Source organism: Vibrio rotiferianus CAIM 577 = LMG 21460, from assembly GCF_002741985.1.
GTDB lineage: Bacteria > Pseudomonadota > Gammaproteobacteria > Enterobacterales > Vibrionaceae > Vibrio > Vibrio rotiferianus.
The window spans coordinates 225781-242185 of sequence record NZ_APHW01000002.1 but is presented as its reverse complement, the minus strand read 5'-3'; the positions used below and the strand labels follow the sequence as shown (position 1 = coordinate 242185).

The 16405-nt window shown below is 45.8% G+C and carries 16 protein-coding genes and 1 other RNA gene; 4 read left to right on the top strand and 13 right to left on the bottom strand.

What is annotated here, in order from left to right; all coding sequences use genetic code 11:
* Window positions 1-6: 6 nt before the first annotated feature.
* The 8 genes from mraY to rsmI all read right to left on the bottom strand — a co-directional run bounded on the left by mraY (window position 7) and on the right by rsmI (window position 8805).
* Entirely contained in the window at window positions 7-1089 is a 1083-nt protein-coding gene (mraY, locus tag B853_RS01945) for a phospho-N-acetylmuramoyl-pentapeptide-transferase (RefSeq protein WP_010445856.1), read from the bottom strand.
* A complete protein-coding gene (locus B853_RS01940) occupies window positions 1089-2453 on the bottom strand; it encodes a UDP-N-acetylmuramoyl-tripeptide--D-alanyl-D-alanine ligase (protein ID WP_038884184.1) in 1365 nt (454 codons plus the stop codon). Before B853_RS01940 ends, mraY begins: the two co-directional genes overlap by 1 nt.
* Complete coding sequence (gene murE / locus B853_RS01935) at window positions 2450-3931, bottom strand: UDP-N-acetylmuramoyl-L-alanyl-D-glutamate--2,6-diaminopimelate ligase (RefSeq protein WP_038884183.1); 1482 nt, start codon at window positions 3929-3931, stop codon at window positions 2450-2452. Before murE ends, B853_RS01940 begins: the two co-directional genes overlap by 4 nt.
* Before the next feature lie 54 nt (window positions 3932-3985).
* Window positions 3986-5770 carry a penicillin-binding transpeptidase domain-containing protein gene (locus tag B853_RS01930; protein ID WP_010445851.1) on the bottom strand — a complete coding sequence of 595 codons (1785 nt, stop codon included), beginning with the start codon at window positions 5768-5770 and terminating at the stop codon, window positions 3986-3988.
* Complete coding sequence (gene ftsL / locus B853_RS01925) at window positions 5767-6084, bottom strand: cell division protein FtsL (RefSeq protein ID WP_010445849.1); 318 nt, start codon at window positions 6082-6084, stop codon at window positions 5767-5769. Before ftsL ends, B853_RS01930 begins: the two co-directional genes overlap by 4 nt.
* Before the next feature lie 5 nt (window positions 6085-6089).
* Window positions 6090-7040 carry a 16S rRNA (cytosine(1402)-N(4))-methyltransferase RsmH gene (gene rsmH, locus B853_RS01920; protein ID WP_038884206.1) on the bottom strand — a complete coding sequence of 317 codons (951 nt, stop codon included), beginning with the start codon at window positions 7038-7040 and terminating at the stop codon, window positions 6090-6092.
* A gap of 190 nt (window positions 7041-7230) precedes the next feature.
* Window positions 7231-7658, bottom strand: an RNA gene (gene rnpB, locus B853_RS01915) — RNase P RNA component class A.
* A 283-nt stretch (window positions 7659-7941) separates the two neighbouring features.
* Window positions 7942-8805: a 16S rRNA (cytidine(1402)-2'-O)-methyltransferase gene (rsmI, locus tag B853_RS01910; RefSeq protein ID WP_010445844.1), complete on the bottom strand. Its 864-nt coding sequence runs from the start codon at window positions 8803-8805 to the stop codon at window positions 7942-7944.
* Window positions 8806-8873: 68 nt separating this feature from the next.
* On the opposite strand from rsmI, the gene B853_RS01905 reads away from it, so the two are divergent.
* The 4 genes from B853_RS01905 to B853_RS01890 are packed head-to-tail and all read left to right on the top strand — an operon-like array spanning window position 8874 to window position 12237.
* Window positions 8874-10685: a penicillin-binding protein activator gene (locus B853_RS01905; protein WP_038884182.1), complete on the top strand. Its 1812-nt coding sequence runs from the start codon at window positions 8874-8876 to the stop codon at window positions 10683-10685.
* Window positions 10672-11040, top strand: a complete 369-nt coding sequence (locus tag B853_RS01900) for a YraN family protein (protein ID WP_038884181.1) — start codon at window positions 10672-10674, stop codon at window positions 11038-11040. Before B853_RS01905 ends, B853_RS01900 begins: the two co-directional genes overlap by 14 nt.
* A 3-nt stretch (window positions 11041-11043) precedes the next feature.
* Window positions 11044-11634, top strand: a complete 591-nt coding sequence (locus tag B853_RS01895; protein ID WP_010445840.1) for a phosphoheptose isomerase — start codon at window positions 11044-11046, stop codon at window positions 11632-11634.
* Between the two features lie 21 nt (window positions 11635-11655).
* Window positions 11656-12237: a BON domain-containing protein gene (locus tag B853_RS01890; protein WP_010445839.1), complete on the top strand. Its 582-nt coding sequence runs from the start codon at window positions 11656-11658 to the stop codon at window positions 12235-12237.
* Window positions 12238-12283: 46 nt separating this feature from the next.
* On the opposite strand, the gene sspB is transcribed toward B853_RS01890, so the two are convergent.
* The 5 genes from sspB to petA form a co-directional block, all read right to left on the bottom strand.
* Window positions 12284-12769 carry a ClpXP protease specificity-enhancing factor gene (sspB, locus tag B853_RS01885; protein ID WP_038884180.1) on the bottom strand — a complete coding sequence of 162 codons (486 nt, stop codon included), beginning with the start codon at window positions 12767-12769 and terminating at the stop codon, window positions 12284-12286.
* 19 nt (window positions 12770-12788) lie between these two features.
* Window positions 12789-13424, bottom strand: coding sequence for a stringent starvation protein SspA (gene sspA / locus B853_RS01880; RefSeq protein ID WP_010445837.1), 636 nt, complete (start codon window positions 13422-13424; stop codon window positions 12789-12791).
* A 96-nt stretch (window positions 13425-13520) separates the two neighbouring features.
* Window positions 13521-14258, bottom strand: a complete 738-nt coding sequence (locus B853_RS01875) for a cytochrome c1 (protein ID WP_010445836.1) — start codon at window positions 14256-14258, stop codon at window positions 13521-13523.
* Complete coding sequence (locus B853_RS01870; RefSeq protein ID WP_010445835.1) at window positions 14255-15520, bottom strand: cytochrome b; 1266 nt, start codon at window positions 15518-15520, stop codon at window positions 14255-14257. Before B853_RS01870 ends, B853_RS01875 begins: the two co-directional genes overlap by 4 nt.
* Window positions 15520-16110, bottom strand: coding sequence for a ubiquinol-cytochrome c reductase iron-sulfur subunit (gene petA, locus B853_RS01865; protein WP_010445834.1), 591 nt, complete (start codon window positions 16108-16110; stop codon window positions 15520-15522). Before petA ends, B853_RS01870 begins: the two co-directional genes overlap by 1 nt.
* Window positions 16111-16405: the final 295 nt, after the last annotated feature.

Below are 16405 nucleotides of genomic sequence, written 5' to 3'. Positions count from 1 at the left end.
CAAAAATTAACGAACTTTAAGTGTTGCTAGCCCAATTAAGACAAGAACAATAGAAATAATCCAGAAGCGTACAATAACACGAGGCTCTGGCCAGCCTTTCAACTCGTAGTGATGATGAATTGGTGCCATTCGGAAGATACGCTGCCCACGCAGTTTGTAAGAACCGACCTGCAAGATTACCGATAATGTTTCCATTACAAACACACCACCCATGATAACCAGAACGAGCTCTTGGCGAACCAGTACTGCAATCGTACCAAGTGCTCCACCAAGTGCTAGTGAACCGACATCACCCATGAAAACCTGGGCAGGATAAGTGTTAAACCACAAGAAACCTAGGCCAGCTCCAACAATCGCCGTACAGACGACAACCAATTCAGAGGCGTGAGGAAGGTACGGAATATGTAGATACTCTGAGAAATTGATATTACCTGTTGCCCACGCAATCACAGCAAAACCAGCAGAAACCAAAACCGTAGGTAAGATCGCCAAACCATCTAGACCGTCGGTCAAGTTCACAGCATTACTCGTACCAACAATCACGAAATAGGTCAGGATTATGTACATCAATCCTAGCTGAGGCATGATGTCTTTAAAGAATGGCACCACCAGCTGAGTAGCAGCAGTGTCTTTACCGTATGCGTACAGTGCGAACGCGACAACAAACGCGATCAATGACTGCCAAAAATACTTCCAACGAGCGACTAGACCATCGGTGTTCTTACGAACAACTTTTCGATAATCATCAACGAAACCCACAGCCCCATAGCCTAATAACACGGTTAATACCGCCCATACGTAAGGGTTAGATAAGTCAGTCCAAAGAAGAATGGTAATAGAAATTGCAGCCAAAATCATGATACCACCCATTGTTGGAGTACCACGTTTGCTAAAGTGAGATTCTGGACCTTCGTTACGTACGACCTGACCGATTTGCAACAACTGTAGTCGCTTGATCATGATTGGCCCCATCCAAAGAGATAAGCCAAGTGCAGTTAGTACGCTTAAAATCGCTCGGAAAGAAAGGTATTCGAACAATCGAAAGAAAGAAAAGTATGGCTGTAGCAGCTCGGCAAGCCAAATAATCATTAAAAATACTCCTTCAAAGCAGCCGCTATTTTAAACATTCCCGCACTGTTTGCACCTTTAACCAGAACGGTATGGTTGTCAGAACTAGCGAGGGTAAGGTGCTGCTTGATGTAGTCAATCATCGCTTCATGTGTTTCAAAATGAACGCCGGAACAAAGGTCACTAATAACCTTTGCATCACAGCCATACGTCAACACATGTTCAAAATTTTGTGGGGCAGCATGTTCTCCGACTTGACGATGAAGTGCAAGACTTTCGTCTCCCAATTCCGCCATATTGCCCAAAATCAACCAACGTTGGCCTTGAAACGTACCAAGAAGATCAACGGCGGCTTTCATTGCCGGAACACTTGCGTTATAGCTATCATCGATCAATTTAACGTGAGCATTAAGTTGCTCAACTTCAACTCGGCCTTTTACTTTACTTAAGTTCTTCAGACCAGCTTGAATATCCTCGACCTTCACGCCCATATTAAAAGCAATGATGGAAGCAGCGATGGCATTTGCAACGTTATGCTGACCGATAATACCCAATTCAATTGAGAAGCTCTGCTGCCGAGGTTGATCATGGAGAACAAAGCTCGCTTCTCCTGAGGTATTTAAAACGATATTAGACGCATAATAGTCAGCATTTGAATGATTTTGTGAAAATGTAATGACATGTTTGTCAGACAATACCTCTTTCCACATTACCTCACCCTGACTGTCTAAATTTACGATCGCGACACCGTTTGATGGCAAGCCCTGATAAATCTCACCTTTAGCTTGCTTAACACCATCGATTGACCCGAACCCTTCTAGGTGGGCAGCAGCCACATTATTAACCAACGCAATGTCAGGATTGACGAGTTGAGTAGTATAAGCAATTTCACCAATATGGTTTGCTCCTAACTCAATCACAGCGTAGTCATCTGACGGCTGAGAACGAAGCAGTGTTAGTGGCACACCGATATCATTATTAAAATTGCCAGCAGTAAACAACACTTGGCCTTTTGACTGAAGAATACTCGCCACCATCTCTTTCACTGTCGTTTTGCCACAACTGCCAGTGATCGCGACGGTTGGGGTTCCACACTGCTTATGAACCCAGGCAGCCACATCACCCAACGCGATCTTACTATCGTCAACAACGACTTGAGGTACATTCACATTAACACGCTTTTGTACCAATAATGCGCCCGCACCGGACTCCACCGCTTGGTGGCAAAAATCGTGAGCATCAAAACGTTCTCCAACCAAAGCAACAAATAAAGCGCCTTGTTCGATAGCTCGAGTGTCGGTCGAAACAGACTCAATAGATAGATCATTGCCAACTAGCTCACCGCCGGTGATGTCCGCAATTTGAGAAAGCATTACTGTGATCATGATGAAAGCCCCAATAGTGTCATGGCTGACTCGCGGTCAGAGTAATGGACGGTTCCAGAATTTAGAATTTGGTAATCCTCATGGCCTTTACCCGCCAGAAGGATAATGTCTTGCGAAGAAGCATGCTCAAGGGCGTAAGACAACGCTTTAAAACGGTCATGCTGCACAATCGCCTCAGCCGGTTTCGTTAGACCAGCCAGCATGTCTTTCATGATCAGCGCTGGATCTTCACTGCGTGGGTTGTCATCAGTAAGCACAACTTTGTCACCCAAACGTTCGGCAATTTCCGCCATCATCGGGCGTTTACCCGCATCGCGATCGCCACCGCAGCCAAAAATTGCCCACAGTTCACCTTGACAATGAACACGCAGAGCTTGTAATGCTTTCTCTAGTGCATCTGGAGTATGCGCGTAATCCACCACCACTTTTGCATTACCACTTGATTGGAATAATTCCATGCGCCCTAAGACTGGCTGCAATTGGCTTGCTGTCGTTAGTAAATCTTGCTTATTAAAACCGAGGCTAAGCAGCGTTGAGAAGGCCAACATCAAGTTCGCCGCATTGAACTCGCCAATAAGCGGCGCATGCAAGGTTCCTTCACCAAACTTGCCATCAAATTCAATCGTAATGCCAGATTCCGCATACTTGATGTGGTTTGCATATACGCTCTGAGAAAATTCTGTGGTTGGTTTAAGTGATACGGCAAGCGCGTTGTTCAATTGCTTCGCCCATGCAGCTCCTACTTTGTCATCGACGTTGATGATTGCGTGAGTGCATTGATGCTGAGTAAACAAGGTGAGCTTCGCGTTTGCATACTCTTCCATCGTGCCATGGTAATCCAAGTGATCACGACTTAGGTTGGTAAATACGCCCGCCGCAAAAGATAACGCTTTAACGCGACCTTGAATCAAACCATGAGAAGAAACTTCAAGCGCTGTGTATTGCGCATTTTGCTCCGCTAGAGAAGATAATGTCTTTTGAATTTCGACCGCATTACCGGTGGTGTTTGCAGCTTCTTGTAGGCTATTGAGGAAGCCATTGCCAGTAGTGCCCATGACTGCCGCTTTTGAACCAATTAAATCAATCCATTGCGCAATGAGCTGAGTGATGGTGGTTTTACCGTTTGTGCCAGTGACACCGATCAACTCCATATTTGGGTAAGGATACAAATGACCAGCAATTTCAGATAAGCACTTGTCCAACGCGTCGAGGTATATCACGGGTACGTCATCAACAATCTCAATCATGCCATGCGTTTTTAGGTCACATGCTTGAGCAAGAACCGCATTTGCACCTTGTTCAATTGCTGCTGGGATAAACTTACGTCCATCCACAACGTGACCAATAATGGCAACAAAGGTAGTGCCTGATTGGACTCTACGACTGTCGAGTTCCAATTCAGAGACAATAATCGACGACAGGCTGGAGCAATCAACCCAATTTGAAAGCAGCGTGTCCATACTGATGGCTTTAGTCATATCTGTTCTCCGAGCTACAGCCCAACTCTTAATGCTATCGCAGCAGGTTCACACCTACTGCTGGAATTTATTTTCGTCTGGGGCAACATTAAGGATTTGTAATGCGCCCTTCATGATTTCTGAAAAGACAGGAGATGCAACTGAACCACCATAGTAATCATCACCTTGCGGTTCGTTAACAATCACCACTAATGCAACTCGCGGATCACTCACGGGTGCGAGGCCTGCGGTATACGTAATGTATTCATCACTGTAACCACCAGCGGCGGCCTTACGTGACGTACCTGTCTTTGCTCCAACTCGGTACCCAGGCACCGCAGCTCGACGAGCTGAACCACCTTTCTGAGTTACGGTTTCGAGCATATCCAGAACTTGACGAGCATGTTCTTTACTGACCACCTGGCGAGACATATCTCGATCGTTGCTCTCGATAATATGAATAGGCTCGTACTTACCTAAATTCCCCAATGTCGCATAGGCATGAGCAAGTTGAATTGGAGTTATCGACAAGCCGTAACCAAAGGCAATGGTGGCACGTTCAATTGGAGACCAACGCGTTCTGGTCGGAAATATACCAGTTACCTCACCAACTAGGTTGAGCCCTGATACTTCACCGAGACCAACCGAACTATACAGTCCAAGTAAGGCTTCTACTGGCATCTGCATCGCCAACTTAGTCACACCAATGTTACTCGACTTCTTAAGAATTTCAGTCAGGCTCGCTTTGCCAACTTTCGATACATCTCGGACTCGACTACCACCTAGCTGAAGGATACCGTTCCCGGTATCGACAATGGTATCCTTGTCAGCAACACCGTTTTCAAGCGCTGCAAGAATAACAAATGGTTTGATCGTTGAACCAGGCTCCATGGAATCGGTAATAATGCGATTACGCATCTTATAGCTCTGCCAATCACTGCGGTTGTTTGGGTTGTAAGACGGTGCGTTTACCATGGCTAATACTGCGCCCGTTTTAACATCTAACATAACTGCAGAACCCGATGTCGCCCGATGGTCAGCGACCGCTTGCTTAATTGCGCGGTATGCGATGGCTTGTAGTCTTTGATCGATCGTTAACTGTAGAGGCTTACCTTCTTCCTTTTCCTCTAGAGAAATATTTTCAACAACTCGTCCGTATCGGTCTTTTCGAATTGTTTTTTTGCCAGCTTCGCCTGTAAGCCATTTATCATAACTACGCTCAACCCCTTCTAGGCCGTGTCCGTCGATACCCGTAACGCCCACAAGGTGTGCACTCACTTCCCCTGCTGGATAATAACGACGTGATTCTGACTTGAGCCCAACGCCAGGCAACTTCAACTCACGAATGTAGTTTGCCATCGCTGGGCTCACTTGGCGTTGCAAGTAGATAAAACGGCGCTTTTCGTTCTTTTTGATTTTTTCAATCAAGCCTTGACGATCTAAACCCAGTACGTCCGCTAAGGCGTACCAGCTCTGAACTTGGTCTAGCGCTTTATCTTTGAAAATTGTAGCAGGATCGGCCCAAACGGCTTCAACAGGTACACTGACAGCAAGAGGCTCTCCATTTTGGTCAGAGATGATTCCTCGAGCAGATGGAAGAGACTTAACGCGCACAGAGCGTAAGTCACCTTGTTTGATCAGGTTATCTGGCTCAACAACCTGTATGTATGCAACTCGGCCAACCAGCAGTGCAAAAGCACAAAAAACGAAGAATAGTAAGAGGTGAAATCGCCATCGAATTAAGAACGGGTTATCGACTGCTTGAGGAGAACTCGATTTAGTCAATGTGTCTTTCTTATCGACCTTTGGCTTTGAGGAGGAAGTCTTCCCTTGCTTAGTCTTGGTTTTCTTTCCAATCATTTTAGTGTGATCACCACTTCTTTATCGCCATCAGGACGCTTCATTTCTAACTCTTTTTTAGCCAGGTCTTGAACACGACTGTGCTCTGCGAGCGCGGTCTCCTCTAGCATCAAGTTACGCCACTCATTATCTAAACGTTCTCGCTCAACTAAAGTGAGATCTTTTTCAGTAATCGCTTGGCGAGCGTGATGAGTAGCAAAAACCACCCCCATTGCAGACGCAAATATCAACAACATCAGCAATAAGGACCATCGACCAACGGTTATCAAATCCATTGCGATCAATTTAGCGAGGTTAGGAGTGGTTTTCGTCATGATTATTACAGTTTTTCTGCAATACGAAGAACTGAACTACGAGATCGCGGGTTCATCTCAATCTCTTGCTTGGTAGGCTTAATCGCTTTACCCATAGGCTTCATGTTCGCGCTACCAAGTGCGCGAATTTGCTCTTCTGTCATCGGGATCCCATGTGGCACTTCAGGGCCTTTACTTTCTTTACGGATGAAGCGTTTTACCATGCGGTCTTCCAACGAGTGGAAGCTGATCACTGACAAACGACCTTCTGGTGCCAGAATGCTCGCAGCGCCTTTCAGTGCTGTATCAATTTCTTCTAGTTCACTGTTGATGTAAATACGGAATGCTTGGAAAGCACGAGTCGCTGGGTGCTTTTTCTCTTTGAAACTTTTTGGCGCCGCATCTGAAATCAGCTTGGCTAACTGACCAGTACGAACCATTGGCTCGTTCTCTTCATCTTCACGGTGTGCCACGATTGCTTTTGCAATACGACGAGCATGCTTATCTTCACCAAACTCACGAATCACCCAAGTAATATCATCTAAGTCGGCTTCCATTAGCCATTGAGATACGGGAATACCTGATGTTGGGTCCATACGCATGTCTAGCGGACCATCTTTCATAAAGCTAAAACCACGTTCAGCATCATCGAGTTGCGGGGAAGAGACACCAAGGTCTAGCAATACACCGTCCACTTTACCAACAAGGCCATACTCTTCTGCGTATTTCGCCATACCTGAGAACGGGCCATGAATGATGGTGAAGCGCGGGTCGTCGATTTTTCCCGCTTCAGCGATTGCCTGCGGGTCACGATCGATGCTGTATAGTCGGCCGTTTTCACCTAGTTTCGACAAGATTGTTCTGCTGTGACCACCACGGCCAAATGTTCCATCGATATAGGTACCGTCGGGTTTGATAGCCAAGCCATCAATGGACTCATTTAATAACACAGAGATATGTTGGAATGTTTCGGTCATAGCTTTCTCGTTGAATGATCTTGAAGCGATTTCTAGGGCATGTAGACCTAGTGTACTGATTTCCCACATCATCGCCACTACAAGTCTAAAGTTAGACGTGATTCAGCGCCAAGTTTATTGGTAATGACATAGTTTGCGTCAATAAAATGCAAAAAACCCATCACTACCGAAGTAATGATGGGTCTCGAATAGGTGGAGCCGACACATAAGCCGGGTTCTGTTCCGCTTGCGCGGCGGTAGCCATTCGTCTAGGCCAGCAATCACTCACTGGCTCGAGCAACCTACCCGCCTCCTTACGCGAGCAACGCAATGTGGAGGCCTATTTGGTCTTGCTTCAGGTGGAGTTTACCCTGCTACGAACTATTACTAGTCGTCCGGTGCGCTCTTACCGCACCCTTTCACCCTTACCTGTGCCCTAGGGCCATCGGCGGTCTTCTCTCTGCTGCACTTGTCGTAGCTTGCGCCCCCCAGGCGTTACCTGGCACCTTGCTCTATGAAGCCCGGACTTTCCTCCCCTTTGTCAGTCTCCCGAAGGACGTCAACGTCAGTCTCCCAAAGGGACTTCGACGTCAGTCTCCCGAAGGACATCAACAAAGCAGCGACTACCCAGTCAGCTCCGAGGGCGGATTGTATAGAGTTATCCCCTCAGAGTCTAGTGAGATCACAGAAATGCTGAAAACGGTCGGTTAAGTGGTCAAAAAGGCAGCAATCTAAAAGCAGATCGCTCCCGAAGCGCCAGCTTCCATAAGCAATAGGGGAGCCGCGTTAACGACTCCCCTTATCAATCTTATCTAAACAACTCTGAAAGCTAACGACTCTTGAACGAAACTACTAAAGCCCACCTCTCGGCCCCCGCCTCTCGAAGCGAAGCATTCCTGAAATGTCAGCGTTCTGAGAGCTTCTAGCCCAGATTCTCTAAACCCCACTTATACAGTGCATTTTTCTTTAGGCTGTAGATCTCTGCGGCAAGTGCTGCAGCTTTCTTCAATGGCAGCTCTTTCGTCAAAATACCCAGCGTACGGGTTGCTTCATCTGGCAACGTATCTTCAGTTGAATCACGGTGACCGTGGATAAGCAGCACCATCTCACCGCGCTGTTGGTTGTCATCACTCTTGACCCACTCAATCAGTTCACCTAGAGGCATTCCTTGAATGGTTTCAAAGGTTTTCGTTAGCTCACGCGCCAAGACAACTTCTCGTTCAGGACCAAGAACGTCTAACATATCTTGTAGAGAGTCTAAAATACGGTGTGGTGACTCATAGAAGATACAAGTGCGTTCCACTGATGCAATTTCCAAGAACTTGTCTTTACGACCTTTGCTTTTCGGTGGTAGAAAGCCTTCAAAGCTGAAACGATCTGATGGTAAACCAGAAGCACTTAACGCCGTGATGACTGCACACGCACCAGGAAGAGGCACAACTCTTACGCCCGCTTGACGACATTTTGTTACCAAATGGTACCCTGGATCGCTAATTAGTGGCGTTCCAGCGTCAGAGACTAAAGCAATAGACTGACCTGAAAGTAGTTTTTCGACCAAGGCTTGCGCTTTTTGCTGCTCATTGTGATCATGCAAAGCAAAAGTTTTAGTTTGGATATTGAAGTGAGACAGTAATTTGCCCGTATGTCGAGTATCCTCTGCGGCAATGATGTCCACATTCGACAGAACTTCGATAGCGCGTTGTGTGATATCCGCTAAATTTCCGATTGGAGTCGGTACGATGTAGAGAGTTGGCCCCTCATTTGGCAACTTATTTTTATCTGTCATTTGTTTAGCATCACTTCAACGATTAATATAGAGACAATTTTGTACAAAATTATAGAGAACTCACGGCAATGATGAACCATAAGAGACTCAGTGTACCACGCTTACTCACTCCTGTTGCACTGGCAATTACGTTGGCAGCTTGTTCCTCTGGTCCAAAGCAACCAGACAGCGTAGACATTACGCTAGAGCCAACCCAGTCAGTTCAAAACTACATGATTCAAGCAGATAGCACTGAAGGTAGCCTACAGAATGATTGGCTTATTATGGCTTCTAAGGCTGCTATCCAGGCGAATGAATTCGATCAAGCTGAGTTACTACTAAAACGTCTTTCACGCCAACAACTTACTGACGTACAACAAGCTGAGTGGCAATTAACACGTGCGACGTTGAAACAGAAACAGGGCAATTACCAGCAGCTATTGCAAGAGTTGAACTTTCAGCCGTGGTGGAAACTACCAACGGAGCAGTGGAAAGATTATTACTCTCTCCGTGCGGATGCCTTCCAAAGCTTGCACAAACCCTTTGATGCAAACCGACAACTGGTTGCTCTTAGTCAGTACTCATCGCCATCTGAGCAAGCCGCTATTTCAAGTCGAATCTGGATGAACTTTGCAAGTTATTCAGAATATGAGCTGACCTCGCTGCGCACAGAAGCGAGTGAAGATGTTCTAGATGGCTGGCTTCAGCTAGCAATTTACGCGAAAACACTTGCAGGCAATATACCTCAATTAAAAAACACGCTTGAACGCTGGTTGAGCGAAAACCCATCGCACCCAGCAGCCGTTTATACACCTACGGAAATCAAAAATATATTGGCGTTAGAGATTGTTAAGCCAAACAATACAGCCTTATTACTTCCGCTCACCGGTAAGTTCGCCCCTCAAGCTCAATTGATTCGAGATGGCTTTATTTTTGCCATGATGAATGATGAGTATCGTGATCCTAACGCTACGCTAACAGTCATTGATACCCATGCGTACAGCGCTGATGAAATCAAGCAAAGACTTACCGATGATCGCATCGACTTCGTTGTAGGACCATTGCAAAAAGAAAACGTGACTTTGCTACAAACAAGCTTGGATGGCACCTCAAATGGCCCACACATTCCAGCCTTGGCACTCAACATCCCAGAAGATGTACAACCAGGTAATGAAATTTGCTACCTAGCACTCTCACCTGAACAAGAAGTTGCACAAGCAGCGAAACACCTATTCAGCCAAGGTTATCAGTTCCCAATGATTCTCGCGCCAAGTGGTTCATTTGGTCAACGTGTTGTTGAAGCCTTTAATGCCGAATGGGCTAAGTACAGTTCAAACAAAGTGGCAACTAGCTACTTCGGTGATAAACGCCAATTGCAAAAAAATATCAACGGAGTTTTTGGTCTACAAGAAAGCCAGCAACGTATCGCTCAAATGCAATCACTGCTACGCACCCCGCTAGAAACTCAACCTCGCAGCCGAAGAGATGTTGACGCGGTATACATTGTTGCACGCAGTTCCGAGTTGACGCTCATCAAGCCATTTATCGAAGTTGCAATCAACCCTGACGCAAAGCCGCCGCAGCTATTCTCTAACTCGCGTAGCAATAGTGGTGATACTGTATATGAGGATCTCACGGGGATTATTTACAGTGATATTCCATTGCTGATTGATGCAGACCCAACAGTGAAAGCTGAAATGACAGAGCTTTGGCCAAACCAGTCAAATATGGAAAAACGTCTAGAGGCTCTAGGTATGGATGCTTACAAACTGATGGGCGAATTACCACAAATGAAGGTGGTTCCAGGCTACTCCGTACCGGGCCAAACAGGCACCCTAAGTATTGATAACAACTGTGTCGTACAACGCGAGTTGAGCTGGGCTGAGCGTGGGGCTCTTTAGTAAGCGACAAATTGGTAATCAATACGAAACCCTGGCGAAGCAGTATTTGCAGCGCCAGGGTTTGCGCTTTTTAGATCAAAATTATCTGACTAAAGTCGGCGAAATTGATTTAATCTTCCAACAAGGTGAAACTATCGTCTTTGTTGAGGTCAAATATCGTAAGAATGATAGCTTTGGCTCAGCAGCAGAAATGGTCACCCGCGCAAAAATGCGTAAACTAGTCAAAACAGCCCAAATTTGGCTAAGCCAGCAACAGCGCTCGGCGTACAATATCGATTATCGGTTTGATGTGGTCGCCATTCACGACAGTGGTCGAGACATCAACTGGATACAAAATGCAATCTCTGAAGGATAAACGATGCTAGACAGCATTAAAGACAGTTTTACAGAAAGTATTCAAATTCAAATTGCGGCAGCAGAAGCACTGCCAGACGCCATTACTCATGCAGCTCAAGCCATGGTCTCGAGTTTGCTCAATGGCAATAAAATTCTATGTTGTGGCAACGGTGGCAGCGCGTCGAACTCTCAGCAGTTTGTTTCATGCCTTTTAAACCGATTCGAGACTGAACGCCCTAGCCTACCAGCAATGGCCCTAACAGCAGACAACACGACGTTGACTGCCGTCGCCAACGACTACCACTACCAAGAGATCTTCTCTAAACAGGTGCGTGCTTTTGGTCAGCCTGGCGATATCCTACTAGCGATTTCAACCAGTGGTAATAGCAAGAACATCATCAAAGCAATGGAAGCTGCCGTAACGCGTGATATGACGATCATCGCTCTTACGGGTAAAGATGGCGGTGAGATGGCAGGTCTGCTTGGCGAAAACGACGTAGAAATTCGCATTCCTTCTCATCGAACTGCACGTATTCATGAAGTTCATATGTTAACGTTGCATTGCCTGTGTGATTTAACCGATCAGGTGCTTTTCCCTGCACACGACGAATAACTAGCCGGAGAGTATTACGCTATGATGCGATGTCTTGTCATCTTATTTACGATGTTCAGCCTAAGTGGTTGTGCAGGGTTGTTTATTGCTGGGGCTGCCACAACAGCCAATATAGTAACTGATACCCGTACAACTAAAGAGATATGGCAAGACAACAACATCGAGTTCGAGATTGCAGCTCTAGGAAATAAAGCCCCGTTTAAAGGTCAAGTTCGTGTAGTGGCTAGTTCGTATAACGGAACAGTTGTATTAATGGGCCAAGCACCAACACAAGCGCTAGTGAATGATCTAGAGTCTAAAGCTCGAGACGTAGAAGGCGTCAAGAATGTTCACAACCAAATTAAGTTGAAAAAGCCGCTGAGCGTTACAGAAATAAGTAACGACAGTTGGATCACCACAAAGGTTAAATCAGCACTGCTTACAGATAGTGAGCTCAATGGTGTGAAAGTTAAAGTAATCACTGAAGACAGTGAAGTTTTCTTGTTCGGATACGTGACCGCTGAACAAGCAAATAGAGCCACTGATATCGCCAGAAATATCTCTGGTGTAAAGCAGGTAATTAAAGGTTTTCAGTATGGTGAAACGACCTCAGAAACCGAATAATTGGCAATTAACAAGCAATAAAAAAGCAGCGATAACGCTGCTTTTTTTATTTAATCACTCTTAAGCTTGGTCGGCCTTTCGGACGAGGAGCTTCATCTTCAGTTTGTTCTGAATCAGTAGGAGGCTCTTCCGAAGAGTCACTTACCGTGCTAAATGCCGGTGCCTGCTCTTCTTCTACCATCTCCTCACCTTCAATATGAGTGTACGCCTCTTCTGGTTCAAACATTGTACCTGCTCCGTTTTCACGCGCATAAATTGCGTGTACAGCGTAAACAGGCACAATAACTGAATGAGGGCGACCACTGAATCTTGCGTGAAAGGTAATGGCATCATTACCTAGCTCAAGTTGACCGACAGCACGCGGAGCAATATTCAAGATAATTTGACCATCTTGAATAAACTCAACCGGTACACGTACACCTGGTAGAGTTGCATCAACAACAAGGTGTGGCGTTAGGTCATTGTCTACCAGCCAGTCGTAAAATGCGCGAAGCATATACGGACGGCGAGCAGTCATTTTTGCAATATCCATAACGTGTTATCTAAATCGCTTAGCGAACTAGGCGCATTTCACGTTCAGCTTCAGTCAGAGAAGCAAGGAATGAATCACGTTCAAATACGCGGTTCATATAAACTTTAATCTCTTTTGAACCTGGGCCAATTAGATCAATACCTAGTTGTGGTAAACGCCACAATAACGGAGCTAGGTAGCAATCGATTAGGCTGAATTCTTCGCTCATGAAGTATTCATACTCAGCAAAGATTGGCGCTAGAGTCAGAAGATCGTTACGCAGTTTAATGCGTGCTTTTTCTGATTCCTCTGCGTTGCCCTTCATAACTTTCTCAGCGAGTGAGTACCAGTTACGTTCAATACGGTACATCATCAGACGGCTGTTACCACGAGCAACTGGGTAAACAGGCATTAGAGGTGGATGAGGGAAACGCTCGTCCAAGTACTCCATGATGATTTTCGAATCGTAAAGAGCTAGCTCACGGTCAACAAGAGTTGGCACTGATTTGTATGGGTTTAGCTCAACAAGCTCAGCAGGAAGGTTAGCTTCATCAACAAGCTCTACTTCAACACTTACGCCTTTTTCAGCTAGTACGATGCGAACCTGATGGCTATACAAATCTGATGCACTTGAGAAAAGAGTCATCACAGAACGTTTATTGGCAGCTACAGCCATGGAGCCCTCCAGTACACTTACAAATAAAAATAATGGAGGCTAAGCCTCCATTATCCATCAATTAAAATTGGGAATTAGCACGGTATGATAGCACAATTAATGCACATCACGCCAATACTCTTTCTTGAGCATCACGACAACTATTGTTAGTAGAACTAGGAAGCCCATAACCCACCAACCCATCGCATGACGCTCAAGTTTAACTGGGTCACCTGAGTAAACTAGGAAGTTAACTAGATCACCAACAGCTTTATCGTACTCACCAGAGCTTAATTCACCTGTACCGTCCGTTTCAGTGCCAACGACCACTTGTACTTCCTCACCGTCAACGACTTTCGTGCCGTAAACTGGTGTAGGAATACCTTGAAGTTCTTCAAGAACATGCGGCATACCAACACTTGGGAATACCATGTTGTTCACGCCGAATGGGCGGGATGGATCAACATAGAATGCACGTAGGTAAGTGTATAACCAATCCGCACCACGCACTCGAGCTACTAGAGTTAGATCCGGTGGCGGAGCACCAAACCAGTCCCCTGCTTGCTTCGCAGGCATCGCATTAACCATCAGGTCACCAACTTTCGCCTCAGGGTCGAAAATCAGGTTTTCTTTCATTAGGTCAATTGGAATATCCAAGTCCGTTGCTACTCGCTCATAACGCTGGTATTGCGTTGAGTGACAAGCAAAACAGTAGTTCATGAATAGCTTCGCGCCGTTTTGCAGCGAAGCTTTATCCGATAGGTCCACGTTCGCTTTATCTAGCGGAACATTGGCACCCGCTGCCATCGCTAGAGATGGCAACATAGCAAATAGAATTACAATCCACTTCTTCATTTGAATGTCACCCTCTCTGGTAATGGTTTGGTCGCTTCATTTTTGCTGTAGAAGAACAGCAGTACAAAGAACATGAAGTAACACAAGCTAAAGATCTGAGACAGAATCGTGTAAAGCGGCGTTGCCGGTAGTGCACCCAAAATACCCAGAGCAATAAAGGCGATAGTGAACTGAACAATATTCAATAGGTGGATTTTGCTACGGTAACGGTACGAACGTACTTTACAGCGATCCAACCAAGGTAGAACAAACAATACTGCAATTGACGCACCCATTAGGATTACACCCAATAGCTTGTCAGGAACCGCACGCAAGATTGCGTAAAACGGAGTGAAGTACCATACAGGAGCGATATGCTCAGGTGTCTTCAGTGGGTTTGCAGCTTCAAAGTTAGGCGGCTCAAGGAAGTACCCACCCATCTCAGGGTTAAAGAACAGCACGTAACAGAAGAAGAACAAGAAACCAGCCACACCAACCAAGTCCTTAACCGTACCGTACGGATGGAAAGGAATCGAATCGATGATGTCGTATTTCTTCGAGTAGTAATCGTGGAACTTAAATTGCGATTGGTAATCGTCGCCCATCGAGCCTTTTGGTAGCTTAGTTTCGATACCGTCAGGGTTGTTTGAGCCAACTTCATGTAGCGCCAATACGTGCAGTACCACCAAAAGAAGCAGAACGATAGGTAATGCAATTACGTGAAGTGCGAAGAAACGGTTCAGCGTTGCACCAGAGATGATGTAGTCACCACGGATCCAAAGCGTCAAATCGTCACCGATAACTGGAATCGCACCGAACAGAGAAATGATAACCTGAGCACCCCAGTATGACATCTGACCCCATGGTAATAGGTAACCCATGAAAGCTTCCGCCATTAGAACTAAGAAGATCAACATACCGAAGATCCAAAGTAGCTCACGAGGCTTCTGGTATGAACCGTAAATCAAACCACGGAACATGTGCAGATAAACCACAACGAAAAACGCTGACGCGCCAGTTGAGTGCATGTAACGTAGCAGCCAACCGTACTCCACGTCACGCATGATGTATTCGATAGAAGCAAACGCGCCTTCACCAGAAGGAACGTAGTTCATAGTCAGCCAAATACCCGTCAGGATTTGGTTAACCAATACCAACATTGCCAGAGAACCGAAAAGGTACCAAAAGTTAAAGTTCTTCGGCATTGGGTATTCCGACAAATGCTTTTTATAAGCATTCATCGCTGGAAGTCGTTTTTCAACCCAGTCTAATAGTGCTTGCATTATGCGTCTCCCTCATCAACACCGATAATGAGCTTCGTATCACTCAAATACATGTGCTTAGGAACCACAAGGTTCAGCGGTGCAGGTACACCCTGGAACACTCGACCAGCCATATCAAATTTAGAACCGTGGCACGGACAGAAGAAGCCAGACTTAACGCCTTGAACTTGCTCTGCGAACGTATCCGGTAGATAGGTAGGTGAACAACCTAAGTGAGTACAGAAGCCAACCGCCACGAAATACTCAGGCTTGATCGAACGATGTGCGTTCTGAGCATAAACTGGTTGTTGTTCCATTTCTGATTGTGGGTCACGAAGCTGTCCATCGATGTTCTTAAGGTTATCGACCACTTCTTGAGTACGGCGTACAACCCATACAGGCTTACCTTGCCACTCAACACGGACCATCTGGCCAGCTTCAATTTTGCTGATATCCACTTCCACCGGTGCACCCGCTGCTTTCGCTTTGGCACTCGGATTCCATGATTTGATAAAAGGCACGGCGACGGCAGCTGCCCCTAATCCACCAACAACTGCCGTTGTAGCGGTTAGAAAACGCCTGCGACCGTTATTTAAAGGCGCGTTGCTCATCCAAACATTCTCCCATTTGCTCCCTTTGGATCGTTGTTATTCCGCTTATAAGAGCATGGCTAACTAATAATGAATTTAGTTCTATTTATTGGAGGGAAATGATAAAGAAAACCCTACTTTTTGACAAGATAAAGCTACCTTTTTGTAACAATTGTGAGGCAAATCGCTCACGCCGTCACAAAAGCGGCAGAATTATAAAAAATAGATGTGATTTGTAACAAGAAAGCGAAACGAAGAACGCCTGAATATTCGAGAAAAAGCCTTGTATTCCGGTTATTTTCCGTCGCTTAGACAG